The 14,977-nt window shown below is 64.9% G+C and carries 8 protein-coding genes; all 8 read right to left on the bottom strand.

Annotation, left to right across the window (positions count from 1 at the left end; all coding sequences use genetic code 11):
• Positions 1–70: 70 nt before the first annotated feature.
• Positions 71–2,308, bottom strand: coding sequence for a penicillin-binding protein 1C (gene pbpC / locus D7D26_RS00140; RefSeq protein ID WP_078016187.1), 2,238 nt, complete (start codon positions 2,306–2,308; stop codon positions 71–73).
• Positions 2,309–2,321: 13 nt separating this feature from the next.
• Positions 2,322–7,592, bottom strand: a complete 5,271-nt coding sequence (locus D7D26_RS00135) for an alpha-2-macroglobulin family protein (RefSeq protein ID WP_120371553.1) — start codon at positions 7,590–7,592, stop codon at positions 2,322–2,324.
• Positions 7,593–7,660: 68 nt separating this feature from the next.
• Entirely contained in the window at positions 7,661–8,899 is a 1,239-nt protein-coding gene (locus tag D7D26_RS00130; protein ID WP_120371552.1) for a hypothetical protein, read from the bottom strand.
• 48 nt (positions 8,900–8,947) lie between these two features.
• The gene (locus tag D7D26_RS00125; RefSeq protein WP_120371551.1) at positions 8,948–10,303 is read right to left on the bottom strand and encodes an SPFH domain-containing protein; all 1,356 of its coding nucleotides are present in this window, start codon (positions 10,301–10,303) and stop codon (positions 8,948–8,950) included.
• Between the two features lie 14 nt (positions 10,304–10,317).
• The gene (locus D7D26_RS12095) at positions 10,318–10,521 is read right to left on the bottom strand and encodes a hypothetical protein (RefSeq protein WP_147413012.1); all 204 of its coding nucleotides are present in this window, start codon (positions 10,519–10,521) and stop codon (positions 10,318–10,320) included.
• A 127-nt stretch (positions 10,522–10,648) separates the two neighbouring features.
• Entirely contained in the window at positions 10,649–12,325 is a 1,677-nt protein-coding gene (locus tag D7D26_RS00115; RefSeq protein ID WP_120371549.1) for a hypothetical protein, read from the bottom strand.
• Positions 12,326–12,341: 16 nt separating this feature from the next.
• The gene (locus D7D26_RS12205) at positions 12,342–13,457 is read right to left on the bottom strand and encodes a hypothetical protein (protein WP_158606200.1); all 1,116 of its coding nucleotides are present in this window, start codon (positions 13,455–13,457) and stop codon (positions 12,342–12,344) included.
• A gap of 23 nt (positions 13,458–13,480) precedes the next feature.
• Positions 13,481–14,806, bottom strand: a complete 1,326-nt coding sequence (locus tag D7D26_RS00105; RefSeq protein ID WP_233543407.1) for a hypothetical protein — start codon at positions 14,804–14,806, stop codon at positions 13,481–13,483.
• Between the last annotated feature and the right edge of the window lie 171 nt (positions 14,807–14,977).

Here is a 14,977-nt window from a genome sequence, read left to right as displayed (position 1 = left end):
GCTTTTGCGCGGAGAGAAGCAGCCTTTTTTGTTCAAAGCGGCGTTGGCAGAGGCCGCGGGAGTGCGGCGGTCAATCGAGCGGGAGCAGATCGGGGAGCTGTCGGCCGGGATTGTCGTCCAGCGTGTAAACGGAGAAGGAGATCGCTTTCTGCCGTCCCAGCGAGTCGGTCACGGAAAGGCGGTGACGCCCCGGCGTCATCGGCCACAGGCAGGGCCGGTCCGCCGTGCCGCGGCCGGCGTATTTGCCGTCGACGAACCAGAAGAACTCGCCGGTGCCTTCGGCGCGGAAGACCAGTTTGGCGTCTTCCTCGTGCATCAGGTAAGCGGCGTCGGCCAGCGGCGAGGCGACCGTCAGCTCGGTCCGCTTTTCGCGCGCGCTTTCCATGTAGACGGACAGCTCCTGCGGCCAGACGACCACCACTTTGCCCTGTTCGAGCTGGTGCATGGGGCAGACTCCGGACGGCGAGACGCCGGGAATGAAATATTCCCTGACGGTGCGCGGGCAAAGGTCAGTGGGCGGCAGTCCCGAAAGCGAGCAGACTTCGCGCTGCGCCACGCCGGCCGGCGGCGCGCCGAATCCTCCCGGCGGCAGGGCGCGGAACGCTTTCAGCACGGCTGGCGCGGCCGCGCCGAGGCCGACGAGTTCGGGATGCGGTTCGCCGCGCGGATCCCCCAGCCACACGACCAGCGACCAGCGGTCGTTCCAGCCGGCCGTCCAGGCGTCGCGCAGGCCGTAGGAGGTACCGGTCTTGAAGGCGATCTGCCCGCGCGACGGATCGACGGATCGCAGCAGCGTCGGCATCCGCGCCGGATCGGCGAGGACGTTGGTGGTGATCCAGGCGCTTTCGGCGGAATAGACGTCGCGTTCCGAAAGCGGCTCTTTTTCGACGAAGCGGCTCTCGATCAGCCGTCCGCGGCGCGCCAGCGCGGTGACGGCGCGGGCGAGCTGGAGCGGCGACACTTCGCAGCCGCCCAGCACGAGCGAGTCGCCGTAGTGCGCGGCGCTCTGCGTCAGCGCCGCGAAGCCGAGATTGCGCAGTTTCTGCAGCAGGCGTTCGCCGCCTTCCGCGCGCAGGATGCGCACGGCGGGGACGTTGAGCGAATCGACCAGCGCGTTGGCGGCGCTGACGGGGCCGCGATAGATGCGGTCGAAGTTGCGCGGCGCGCGTCCCGAAAGCGTCAGCGGCGTGTCGGCCATCAGCGAGGCGGGTGTGAGCGCGCCGTCCTCGAAGGCCATGGCGTAGGCGAACGGTTTCAGCGCCGAGCCGGGCGAACGCAAAGACGAGGCGCAGTCCACCCAGCCGGCGGGAGCGCCCTTCATGCCCCAGCGGGCGTTGGGCACATAGGCGCGCACGGCGCCGGTGGCGTTCTCGATCAGCACGCCGGCCGCCGTGACGGCGTCGTCCTGCGAGGCCAGCGCGTCGAGCAGCGCGGCGCGGAGGACTTTCTGCGCGTTGCGGTCGAGCGTGGACGTGATGTCCTTTTCTTCCGTCAGGCTGATGACCTTCTGGCAGGAGACCCACTCGTCGGCCGGCGGCGGCGAGATCGTTTCCGGCAGCGGTTCGGCCATGGCGGAGCGCGCCTGCCGGTCGGTGATCCTGCCGCGCTCGCGCAGCAGCGAAATGGCCCAGTTGCGCCGCTGCCGCGCCGCTTGGGGATGCAGGTCGGGACGGTAGGCGGTCGGTCCCTTGATCATGACGGCCAGCAGCGACGCCTGCGCGATGGTCAGGTCGCGGGCCGAGCGACGGAACCAGGCCAGCGAGGCGGCTTCGACGCCGCGCAGATTGCTGCCCAGCGGGACCACGTTCAGGTAGATCTGGAGGATCTCGTCTTTCGATTTGATCTTTTCCAGTTGAGTTGCCTGGGCGAACTCGCGCAGCTTGGTTTTCAGATTGCGTTCGGCCGGCCAGCAGAGGCGGATCACCTGGCTGGTGATCGTCGAGGCGCCGGAGCGCACCTTCCCGGCCAGCAGATTGTCTTTGGCGGCGCGCAAAACTCCCCGCCAGTCCACGCCGCCGTGCGACCAGAAACGACGGTCCTCCACTTCCACGGCGACGAGCGGCATCCAGCGCCCCATCTCAGAAAGAAGGACGGGGAGACAAAACTCCCCGTCCTCCGACATGGTCACGCTGAGCATCGTCCCCTTGCGGTCGCGGACGACCGTGGAGCGGGGCCAGGACGAGAGGCGCGCCTCGATCGGCTCGAGCCGGCCGAGCCGGTTCCAATAACGCCAACTGGCTGCGGCGGCGAGAAACGCGCAGAGAAGCGCCGCCCCTCCCATCCAAAGCGTGAGCTTATGAAATTTCATCTGTAATGAACGGTTACTGGATCGTCACCGTACCGGCCTTGCCGAGGTAACCGATGCCCTTGTTGCCCAGCGCCTCGACGGAGATCGGCGGTACGGAGAACGTGCCGCGGTAGACGGCGCGGAGCGGCAGTTTCCATTCGAAGTTCTTGCCCTGCCCGTCGATGTGGAGCAGCAGACGGTCGAAGCGCAAGGCGGAGCGGACGGAGTAGCCTTCGCCGGCGGTCATTTCGCCGGCGCTGACCGCTTCGAATCCGGCGGGCAGCAGCGCGCTCAGCCGCAGCGCCGCGGGACGCGAGGTGGAAGTGACCTTGATCTTCATGGCCGCTTCCTGGCCGAAAGCGATGGAGGACAGATCGAGGTTTTCGCCCGTCTTGGCGTCGACGAAGCTGCGCTCCACTCGCAGGCCGCGGCTGTAGCTGCGCGGCTCCTTGTCGGGGACGCCGCTGGCGGTCCAGGAGTACCAGATCGAACCGGCGCCGCTGGCTTCGAGCTTCATGGTCCCGCCCTTGCCGCCGCGCCAGATCGCGGGCTTGCCGTCAAAGACCGCCGCCTCGTTGCCGTCGGCGTCGAACAGTTTGGCCGTGACGGGGCCGGGGACGACGTGAGTCGAGAACACGCCGAGCGCCATGATCATGCTGCCGGCGTCGCGGGCGCTGCGGCGTCCGCTGCCCTTGGCCAGTTCCGCGGCGATGCGGGCCGCGAGATCGCGGCTGGGCGCTCCGCCGGGTTCGATGGCGTCAAGCGCCAGCATCCTGAATCCGGCTTCGGGCAGCGACAGCTTGGCGTCGGCCGAAGAGGATTCCGAACCGGCCAGCGCCTGGGCTTTTTCCTGATCGCCGGCGAGGGCGTAGCTGGCGGCCAGCAGCGCGCGGCCGGAGCCGCTCAGGTCGCCGATGCGCTCTTCGAGCCAGTTCATCCAGCCCAGCGGCGCTTCGCCGCCCAGCGCCAGCACGTAGGCGCCATAGGCGCGGGCGTTCATGGCTTCGCGGACGTTCTTTTCCGGCAGCGGCTCGGCCATGTAACGGCGCAGCCACTGAGCGCCGGCGTTCAGGCCGGAAGGTTCGATGACGCCGGCGGCTTTGACGGCCGTCAGCAGGTGCAGGGCGGCCACCGAGCCCCAGGCGTCGGTACCGTCGCCGCGCCAGGCGCTCCACGAGCCGTCGTAGAGCTGATAGCTCGCCAGACCGGCGAGGACGGTGTTCATGGCGATGCGGTTCTCGATCGGGTTGACCAGATCCTGATCTTCGTCGCTGAGCAGGCTGGGCATGTTCAGCGTGATCCAGCCGCGCGAGACGAGACGGTCAAGGCCGAAGCCCCACGTATCGACCGTCTCGAGCAGCGAGACCGCGTCGACCACGGGCGCGCCGGAGATGGTCAGCGTCAGGCTGCCCGTACCGGGGTACCAGTCGTCGGGCAGGACGATGTCGGTCGAACCTTCGCCGGCGCTGCCGCCGCCGACCACGGAAGTCAGCGGCCAGCCGGGACGGATGGCAAGCCCGGTTTCGGACGCATAATCGCGGCCGTCCAGCGAGACGGAAGCTTTCAGGGCGCCGTGTTCGCTGGCGCTGCGAGCCGTCAGCGTGGGGATCAGCGACGTCAGTTCGAGACGCTTGTTGGCCGTCAGCGCGATCGTATCCTTCCACTCGCTTTGGCCGTTGAAGTTCAAGTCGAGCCCTTCCGCGGGAGTCACGACGGCGGAGGCGCTGCCGCCCTGTTCGGCGGTGACGTTCAGCGCCGCCTGGAGCTGGTCGCCGGGCGCGGCGAAGCGGGGCAGCGTCAGGTCGATGACCACGGGGCGGGCGATCTTCGACTCGCTTTCGGCGCGTCCCAGAGCCACGCCGTCGACAGCGATCGCTTCGACGCGAAGCGCGCCGGCGAACTCGGGCACCTGCGTGGTGATCTCCGCCGTGCCGTCCTTCAGCTCGACGGCGGGCAGCCAGATCGACAGCGGCTTGTAATCGGAAGCGCGGACCGGCGACATCATGTCGGCGTTGGCCATCAGCTTGGCTCTGCTCATTTCGGCGTCGTCGCCGCCGGCGGGATGGAGCAGCGCCGTGCCGCGGGCCTCGATGGGCAGCAGCGAGTCGTAAATGTCGCACATCTTGCCGTCCATGCCGCGGCGGCGCGTGAAGTACTTCCATGGATCGGCGTTGTCGCTGCCGCTCAAAAGCAGGATGCCGCGATCGACGAGGGCGACGGCCACGGTCCCCTTGGCGGGCTGTCCCTTGGCGTCGGCGACGCGGATCTTGGCGCTGAACACGCCGGGCTCCGCCTTGTCGGGCGCCTCGACGGAGACGTTCAGACGGCGGTCGCTGAGGTCGAGCTTCAGCGGCAGGGCGCCCAGCGCGCGATACGGCGGCTTGGTGTCGGCGCTTTCGGGGCGGACGACCTGGATCGTGAGCCAGCCGTTGGGGAGCAGTTCTTCGGTGACGGGCACGTCGACGGTCGTTTCCTTGTCGGCCATGTCGAAGGACTTGACCATCACGGGGCGGTCGCTGCCGAGGGCGAGGATGGCGCGTCCGGCGAAGGGCGACTTGACGGTGATCCGCGCCGTGGCGCCGGGCAGATAGCTTTCCTTGTCGGCTTTCAGCTCGACGCGATCGGGCATAACGGCGCCCATGGAAGCGGAGCCGGTCCAGTTTTCCCACACCCAGAGGCGCAGCGAGGCGCGTCCGTCGGCGTGAGTGAAGGTCAGGCGGTATTCGCCCTCGTCCTTGGGCGTGAAGGCGTATTTGCCCTTGCCGTTCAGCGTGACCTTGTCCGTGACGGGCTCGGAGAACTCTTCCTGCCAGGTCATGCGGCTGCCGTTGTCGTCGCTGACCATCACGTAGCGGCTGGTGACCTTGCTGATCTCGACGGCCACTTCGCCCAGGTTTACGGGCTTGTCGTCCGGATCGACGGCGACGAGGCCGATCTCGGCGGAGCTGTTGGGACGGACTTCGGCCTTCGGGGCCATCACGCCGATCAGCGCCTTGGTGGGATAGATCGGCGCCGAAACCGTGCTGCCGGTCCAGCGGCCGTTGGCTTCCATGACGTTGAGACGCAGATGGGCGCGGATGATCGAAGGAGCGTTCAGATCGGCCTCGGGCGTCCAGACGGCCTGAGCGGCGCCGTTCTCGTCAAGCTCTCCGCTGGCGATCTGGCCGGAAGAGCGCCCGGCGTCCTTGCCCATTTCGGAGCCGAAGACGTAGCCGGGATTCGCCTTGGAGACGTAGGCTTCGGGAACGGTGGTGTAATCGAGTTCCCAGTTCAGGCCGGCGCCGCTGCCGCCGAAGAGGTAGCGGGCGCTGAGTTCGAGCGTGGCTTCCTGCCCGGGATAAAACGCCTTGGGGGCCTGAAGCTTCGTTTCGATCTGAGGCGGACGGAACTCCTCGATCTGCACGGCGCGCTCGGCGACGACGGTCTTCGTGCCGGGAACGGTCAGCCGCAGCGAATAGGAACCGCTGTCGACCGTAGCGGGGATCGGTACGGAGACGACGCCCGTGCCGTCGGCGCCGAGCTTGATGACGCCGGAAGCCAGGTCGATGCCGCGGGCAGTCAGCGCCCAATTCAGCGGGAATTCGCCGGGCAGTTCGAGCACGGTGCTGCGCACGATCGCCTTGGCTTCGAGCGTTTCGCCCGGCTGCCAGAGCGCGCGCGGCAGGATCCACATGCCGTCGTAGGCGTCGTTCCACGGCGCGCCGGAGATGTCGACGTCGCGGCCGGAAAGCTGATTGACGCCGAGCTTGACGAAGGAGAGACGTCCTTCCTTTTCAACGGTGACCACGGAAGGCTGGAGGTCTTCCTGCCAACCTTCGGCGACGCCGAAGGAAACCAGGCCGTCGGCATCCGTCGTTCCGTTCAGGAGCAGCTGATTTTTGCTGGAGTAAACTTTCACTTCGGCTCCGGCCAGCGGCTTGCTGTCCGAGATCGAATTGGCCCAGATCTGCAGGCCGCGCTTGTACATGCGCGCCGACAGCGCCGTGTCGGTGATGGTGAGGAGCATTCTGGCGCTGTCCCACGTGGAGGGATCTCCGTTTTTGGCCTCGATCAGGTAGACGCCTTCGCCTTCGCAGCCGAGGCCGGCCAGATCGAGGGCGCGGCGCGCGGTCTCGTTGACCATGCCGCCGACGGCGTATTTCTTGGAACCGAGCGGTTTTGCCCAGCTGGTGAAGCTGCCCTCGTCGTCAAGATCGAGCGCGGCGATCGGCACGTTGTTGTTGTAGAGCCGCCACGCCGAAACTTCGAGCGTTTCGATGTTGGCGCTCTCCACGGCGACGCGCGGGGCCTCGGCGGGCGTGAGGAACATTCCGGCGGCGGGGAAGCGCACGAAAGAGGGCATGTCGGGGAAGATGAACGCCTTGACGAAATCTTCTTTCATCGGTTGGGCGTCCTGTCCGGTCAGTCCCTTGCGGATCGTCAGCGTGACGCGGCTGCGGGGCGCGAAATCGCCCTCGATGTTGAAGCCGTCGTAACTGCCGGTCAGCGTGAAGGGAACGGCGGGAGACAGCTCGATGAATCCTTTGGCCTTGGCCAGATCGACGCTGTTGTTCAGGCCGACGCGGATACGCCCGCGGCCGGATTCGTTCATGTAGGCGTTGGAATCGGTCACCAGCGTTTCGGTGGACACGTTCAGCGTCGCTTCGAGCCCGCCTGCCTGCGGCAGGTCGCCCTTGTCGGGCAGCAGCCCGCCCTCGACGAGGACTTTGACGCTCTTGCCGTAGACGGAGCTGGTGCGGACGACGATCTCTTTGGCGGGCGTCGCGCCCTGAATGTTGTAGCCCACGGAGTTGCCGGCGGCGTTGAAGATCTTCAGGAAGCCGCGCAGGCGCACGGGCGAGACTTCGGCGTTGAAGTCGAGGCGCAGCGTCAGCTCGCGGTTGGGCGACGTGCCGATGATGGTCACGCGGTCGAAGCTGAGCGCCGGGCGGTGGAACGTGAAGCTCTGACGTCCCGCAACCAGCGATCCGCCGGCGGTGCGGAGCCCGCCGGGGCCGAAATCGGCGTCATAGCGCGTGGCCGGCTGCAGATTGGCGGACGGCGTGAAGACCAGCTGATTCGTCTTCACCCACTTGGCCGTGCCGGCCAGGGCCGGACGGAATTTGAGCGGCACCGCGCCGCCCGTGAGGGGCTTGTTCAGCTGGTTGCTTTTCACCACGTCGCCGCTGAAGACGACGGTGAACTGAGGGCGGTTGGCCGTCACTTCGCCCTCGGGGGAGAAGCTTTTGACGGTCACATCGTTGGCCGCCCATGCCGCGCCGGCGAGAATCAAGCCGCACAGCAGGGCGCCGAAAAATTTGCGCATGGAAAGACCTCCTTGCGAGAAAGATTTTATGATGCGGAAAACGAGCTTACGACTGAACGGAAGCCCGTTTAACACCAAGAATGTTCCACGTGGAACATTTTCAGCCGACGTGCGAAATCCTCCGGCAAAGCGGCGGTCGACCGCGTCGAATCGAACGTCCGTGCCGGACCTTGGAAGGACGACCGCACGGCCGGCGGCGCCGATCTTTTGTTGATGAAGTACCAGGCGCCGCCGATGACCGCGGCGGTCAGGAGCACGGCGATGGCGACGCGGAGCGCCGAGATCGGCGACTTGCCGCCGACCCGTCCGGTCTGGCCGTTGACCATGAAGTTGTAGACCTTGCCGTTGTAGCGGAACGACGACAGCCACACCGGCAGCAGCAGATACTTGAACTTGAGGTCGTCGTAGCTGGTCTGTACGTTGACGTTGGCGACCGTGTCGGCGCGGCATTCGCAGCGGATCTTCTGCTCGACCTGGCGTTCGAGATGGTCGTGGATCTCTTCGCGTCCCTGTTCCCAGCCGTCGTTGAGGCCGACGGAGTAGCGTTCGGCGGCGTAGCCGGCCAGGTATCGGGGGTTATAAGCGACGTTAGCCTCGGTGTCGAAGGGCAGGATCTCGTTCAGGATCGAGGCGTCGTGGCGCGCCGTGGCGAGCACGGGATGATCGTTGACGAATTCGCTGTAATCGCCGGAAGTGTAGTACCAGTCGGTGACCGTGCGGGTTTTGCCGTCGGCCTCCCTGACCGTGCGGTAGATGCCGTAGCGCCCGTCGTACTCGGACTCGGTCTGCGTGTCGAAGGTCCAGTAAGGCAGATAGACGCCGTGGAAGGCGTCGGGACGCGCCTTCTGCTTGGCCAGCGACGGGCAGAACAGTTTGCCGGCGATCCAGCGCTTGAAGTTCGCGCCGGCGGTCTTCTTGTCGATCTTGAACGGGCAGACGCCGCCGGGGGCCATGGTGTCGTCGTCCTGCACTTCCATGACCTGGTTGGAACCACAGTAAGGGCATTCGTTGGCGACCTCGAGCGCGTCGTAGATCGTTTCCGCGCCGCAGGACTCGCAGAGGACCCTTTTCTTGGCGGCGCCCCAGTCGTGACTGGCGCGGTCTTCTGCGTCTTCGAAGTCGATCTCGCGGGCGGCCTCGCCGGCCGCGATCTCTTCGGCGTATTCGCAGTAGGGACATTTCATGCCGCCCGTGGCGGGGTCGAACTCCATGACGCCGCCGCACTGCGGGCATTTCTTGTCGGTCTCGTCCTTGGTTCGGACCCGTACAGGTTCCTGCTCATCCTGAAAGGCCGATTTTTCTTCCATGAAATTTTCTCCTTTCGAGCGCGATACGGAAACTCTGCGGAAAATCCTTTATTTGGCGACGTTGTCGTTTTCGTCGAAGGGATCGCCGCACTCGGGGCAGAACTTGGGCGGATGATGGGGATCCTTGGGCTCCCAGCCGCACTTGTCGCATCGGTAGAGCGGTTCGCCGGCGGGCTTTCTGGCGCCGCATTCGGGGCAGAACTTGCCCTTGTTGACGTGGCCGCAGGTCGGGCAGGTCCAGCCTTCGGCCGAAGCCGGCGCGGGCTGAGGGGCGCCGCACTCCGAGCAGAACTTGCCGCGATTGCCGTCGTGTCCGCACGCGCCGCACTTCCAGCCGGCGGGAACGGGAGCCGGCGCCGGCTTCGCGGCCTGCGGGGCGGGGGCGGCGTGCTGCTGCTGCGCGCCCATGGCGAACAGATTGGCCGCGTTCATGCCGCCGGCCTGAGAGGCCATGTTCATGCCGGCGAAGGCGAACATCGGCCCCGTCGCCGTGTTGGAGGCGGCGGCGCGCATGGCGTCGGCCTGCGCCTGGCCGAGATGGGCGGCCATCATGTTGGGATTGCGGAGCACGGCGCTGCGCTGCATTTCCTTGATCATCTTCTCGTCCTCTTCGGACGCCTTGACGGAGTTCACGCCGAAAGCCACGATCTCGATGCCGCGCAGGGCGCCCCACTGTTCGGAAAGGATGTCGTTCAGCGCCTTGGCCATTTCCATGGTGTGAGCGGGCAGGGAGCTGTAACGGATGCCCTGTTCGGAAAGGCGGGCGAAGGCGGGCTGCAGCGCCGTCAGCAGCTCGGTCTTGAGCTGGCTGTCGATCTGGTCGCGCGTGTAGACTTCGTTCACGTTGCCGCAGACGTTGGTGTAGAACAGCATCGGGTTGGTGATGCGGTAGGAATATTCGCCGTTGCAGCGGATGGCGATGTCGATGTCGAGGCCGATGTTGCTGTCGACGACGCGGAACGGAACGGGGTTGGCCGTGCCGTAACGGTTGCCCATGATCTCCTTGGTGTTGAAGTAGTAGACGCGCTGCTCCTTGGGCGCTTCGCCGCCGAAGGAAATGCGCTTGCCGATGGTCTTGAAGCTTTCCTTGAGGCCGTGCCCGAGCCCGCCGTAGAAGATGCTCGGCTCGCTGGACGTGTCGTAGACGAACTCGCCCGGTTCGGCGCAGAGCTCGACGACTTTTCCCTGGTCGACGACGATCATGCACTGACCGTCGGCCACGGAGATGATCGAGCCGTTGCTGATGATGTTGTCGCCGCCTTTGTTGTTGCCGCGCTTGCCCTTGCGTTTGTAGCCGCGTTCGACGAGCACATCGCGTTCCATCGCGTCGCAGTAAAAGTATTCGCGCCACTGGTCGGAAAGCACGTCTCCCATGGCGCCGCCGATCGCTTTGAAAAGTCCCATTTTCAGCACCCCTCTCAGATTTCTTTCTCAAGTTTCCCCGAGAAATTATTCTTTGTTAACATCATCGTAAGATTAACATAAAAAGCCGTTTCATGCACGGGGTTTTTGTCGGTTTTCGAGGCTTTTCCGCTTTTGAAAAATGAAAAACGCGCGCGGAAAAAAGGCAGCCTGATCGACGTTCTTGCCGCTATCATAAACGCGCCGCCGCGAAAAGGCATCACCCGAAGGGGTGAAAACCGCGCCGCGTTCGTCCGCGGCGGCGCGGAAAGATTTTTTCGTCCCGCGCGGAACGAAAAAAAACGCCCCGCGAAACGTTTCGGCCTCGCGGGGCGAAAAGAACATTCCTTACTGGAGCGCGAACGGCAGTTTTTTGTAGATCACGACGACGCCGCCGGAAAAGCCGCGCGTCAGCTTTCCGTTTTCGAACTTGAGTTCGGCCTGGGCGAGCAAACTCTTGAGACTGAACGTGTAAACGCCGCTTTCGTTTGTCCACGCGCCGCAGTCGCGCCCGTCCGCGAAGACCGTGCCGTCGGAGCGGATCCAGATGGGACGGGCGTTGGCGCGGTAGTTGTCGCTGGCGATGCTCTTGGGCATTTCTTCGCCGTTTTTCGTCACGCCTGCGGGCTCCCAGCGGCCGATGAGCGGTTCGCTCTCGGCCGCCGCCGCTTCGGCCGCCAGCAGTTCGCTCATGAAAACGGACTTGAAGCGGCGCTCTTCGCCCTGGCGCGCGTAGATCACGCGCGCGCCGTCGGCGGCGAGGTTCTCGATGTGCGCGCCGCGCAGGACGAACTGATAGTTTTCGAACGTCATGACGAAGTTGTTGTTTTCGAGTTTCCACGAGCCGAACTTCCTGTCGTCGAACAGCGTGCCGTCGGCGCGCACGGAGAGCGGCGCCAGCGGCGCGCGGGCCAGCCGGGCGGCGCGCTCGAGTTCGTCGCCCATGGCGTCTTTGCCGCCGGCGATCAGTTCCACCGGCGTCCACTCTCCGACGGCGGCGGCCAGCAGCTCGGGATCGCTGGGGAACTCGTTGGGCAGCTTGCGGAAGACGAAGTGATAGCCGTCGGCGTCGCGGAAGTTGACGAGGCCGTTGTTCTCGACCCAGAGGCGGCCGCTGAAGTCGCCGAGCATGTAGCCGCCTTTGTCGTCGGGCTTCCACGTCTCGTCACGCGGCTCGAAGCGGTAGGTCCCATCGGTGCTGAAGATGACGGTGCGCAGGCGGCCGGCGGCGGCTTCTTCCATCTCGGCGCCGGTCAGCGTACGGCCATTCACGCGCAGCTCGGCGGGGACCCAGGTGCCGGCCAGTCTGCCGACGGCGATCAGGCGCGTCACCGCGGCGGCGGCGTCTTTCTGCTCCTGCGCCTGGCGGCGGATGGCGGCGAAGCGCGCGTGGTAGCGTTTGGCCGGGCTCTCGGCAAAGGCAATGCTGTGCAGGATGGCCATGATCTCCACGTCGGGAAGGATGCCCTTGCGCAGCAGTTCGCCGACCTGTTCGGGCTTCAGCGCCGTCTGCGCGTCGGAGCCGAGCAGCGGGCGCTCCAGGATGGAGATGTTCATGGCGTCGCGGAATTCGTTGTTGGCCGGTTCTTCCCTGCGGGGCCAGTCGGCCCACAGGATCATGTCGTACTGCGTGCCGGGGACGCGCTTGTCCTGATATTTCGACGGCGTCACGTAGAACGTGAAGGGAATGTCGTCGATCAGCGCCGACTGCAACGGCGCGCCCGCTTTTTTCGCGGCGGCGGCGGCGATCTTCTGCTGAAACTCTTCGGGCGAGTGGGAATAGAGGCTCTCCTGCGAGAAGCGCAGCGTCTTGGTGGTGATCCTGCCGGTCGGGGCCTTGAAGTCGAGCCAGCGGTCGGTGTCGAACGTGCCTTTCTTCCAGCCTTTCGGCAGCAGGAGCGTGGCGATCTTGCCCCGATATTCGCCGCCCGACTGGATCACTTCGGCCACGGTGACGGCGCTACTCGCCGCGGCCGAACCTGCGGCGAGGAGCAGCGCCAGAACGAGGGCGCGCGGGATTTTCATTTTTTGTGCCTCCCCTTTAATATTTCATCGTGTGCCAGCCTTGCGAGCCGCCGTAGGCGACATCGAGGTGCACGACGGAGTCGTTCCAGATGCGGCGCAGCTCGGTCAGGCTTTTGCGCAGGCGGCGCGTGTAGACGGGACCGCCGCCGCTGGAAATGGAATCGCCGGTGTCGAAGGCGGTGGCGGCGACGTTCTTCCACGCGCGCAGGCTGCCGCCGATGGTGTCGCCGTCGTTCAGGGATTCGATGGTCGTCAGCGCTCCGTCGAGCAGATCGAACGCGTTGAGCAGGATCTTTTCGTCGGCGTCGACGATGGGCTGGATCTCGGCGTAACCGGGCAGTTTCAGCACGGCTTCTTTCGCCTGGCTGAACGAGGCGTGGGCTTTCTCCCATTCTTTCTTGAGCGCTTCGAACATGCTTTTCTGCTCGTTCAGTTTCGAGTCGCTGCAGGCGACGATCTGCGAGTCGAGGACGCGCATCTCGTTCTCGAAGTAGGGCTGGGCGCGCAGGACTTTCAGCGCGTATTCGTTCAGGCCGGCGTAATTGAAGACGTCGACGAAATCGACGTTCCAGGGATAAGGGCCGCTCGCTTTCACGCCCTTCAGATCGACGTTGTTCTTCAGCTTTTGGGCGGCTTCGACGAACTTGCGGTAGGCGGCGTCGTAGCCGTTCATGTGCCCTCTGTAGGCCGGCCCCATCTCTTCGAACCACTGGAAGGAGTCGTTCAGCTTCTTGGCGCGGATGACGGCCCGGTTGCCGGCGAGGATGTTGAGCGTGCGGCCTAACGTGGTCCGGCAGAGGAAGGTCTCGTTGTAGCGCTGAAAAGCTTCGGCGATCTCCCGGCAGCGCTGGATCTCCTCCGGCGTGCCGGTGAAATTCAGCGCGGGCGAGAGCGTTGCCGGCGAATACATGAAGTTCACGTACTGCCTCAGATCGGCGTCGCGGTCGGGGTAGAGAAAAGCGTCGCCCTTGACGAGCGCGGCGCGGGCGCTGAGTTCCTGCGCGATACAGCCTTTGCAGAAGGCAAGGTCGTTGGGCCTCTGCGCCTCGGACGGTTCCTGCGCGGCGGCGGGCAGCGCGGCGCTCAGGCAAAAGATCAGGACGGCGGTCAGTCTTTTTGCGGAAGGGAACATTTTTCTTCAGCTCCTCTCGGGGGTTAAAAGCGCGGCTGGTAGTCGTAAACGTACCAGCGCCCGCCGCCTTCGCGGCGTAGGCGGTGCGGATGCGGCGAACCGACGGCTTTGCCGTTTGCGTCCCAGGCGCGGGTCTCGACGACGGCTTCTTCGATCTTCGTGCCGCCGACTTTGTTCAGGGTTTCTTTCTGACCGGCGTCGAGGAAGAAGTTCTCCAGGTCGTTTTTGTCGTCGAAGCCTTTCAGCACGCTGATCTTCGCCTGGCCGAAGGTGACGTGCACGTACTCGCCGTGGAAGCGCCCCTGATGCAGGTCCCAGTGGTAGGAAAGCAGTCCCTTGCCGGTGTCTTCCTTGTAGCAGTCGGGGTAGATGCACTCGCGGTAAAGGTCGTAGTTCTTTTCCTTGATGGCGGCGACGTAGATCTCCATCAGCCGTTCGGGCGAGACGTCCGCGGGAACGGACGCGACGCTGTACCAGCTCTTTTTCCTCTCCGCGACGATGTCTTCGCCGGCGAACGCGCCGCCCGCCTCGCCGTCCGGCGTGTGATAGGCCATGACGTGCCCCGGGACGTACAGCGCCACGGGCGTGACCACCCAGCCGTACTGGAAGCCGCCGACTTTTTTCTCGCCGGCTTCGGGGATCTCGGCGGTGATGTCGGTGATCTTGCCGAGCACGGTCCAGCTCTTCGCCTCTTCGAGTTCGGTGTCCACCTGGCGGCGGAAGCGTTTGGCGGCCTCGTAAGGCCCAAGCCAGGCGCGGCTGCCGATGTCGACGAAGTAATAGCCGGCGGACGGCTTGCCGGCGAAAACGTACTCGCCGGTCGCGCCGTAGAACTGGTGCTGCGGGTACTGCACGTCGTCGAGCACGACGTATTTGCCTTCCAGGTCGCTGACGGCGATCTGTTTGGAGTCGGGCGCGGGGAACGGTTTGTCGATCAGCGTGTCCCGATATTCGGCGAGCTTCTCGTCCCACGCCTTTTTGCCCAGCGCGGCGATCTCGCGGCGCAGATTCTCCTCCGTGCGTAGGTAGGCGGTCATCTCGGGGGTGATCTGGATGTAGTCCCCCTTGCTCTTCATCAGCGCGCTCTTGGTGCGCTGGAACAGCTCTTCGACCTTGGGATCGTCGGGGTACTGGAGCTTGAGCGCCTGCACGCGGCTGAGCGCGTCCTGCTTGCCGCGCCAGACCGCCTTTTCGCCGCCGCGCTGGCGTTCCACCTCTTTCTCGAACTCGCGCACGTAGTATTCGGCGTGTCCGATCAGATGTTCCTTGCTGATCGCGCTTGCGGGCGCGGCGTTCAGCGCTCCGGCGCAGACGGCGGCGGTGAAGAGCAGCAGCGATTTCCTTTTCATGCGCAGTGAAGCCTCCTTAAATAGAATAAATGGATTGAACGATGCCGGTTTGCGATTTTCATAACTTATCGAAAAAATATGTTAGCACGAACGGATTGAAAAATCACCCTGCATAAATTTTTGAATCCTGATAAAATAACGCCGATGGAAGCAATCGAAATTTTTCGTCCG

Source organism: Pyramidobacter sp. CG50-2 (assembly GCF_003612005.1).
In the GTDB taxonomy this organism is placed as follows: domain Bacteria; phylum Synergistota; class Synergistia; order Synergistales; family Dethiosulfovibrionaceae; genus Pyramidobacter.
The sequence above is the reverse complement of the archived record's forward strand: the minus strand, read 5'-3'. Positions and strand labels throughout refer to the sequence as shown.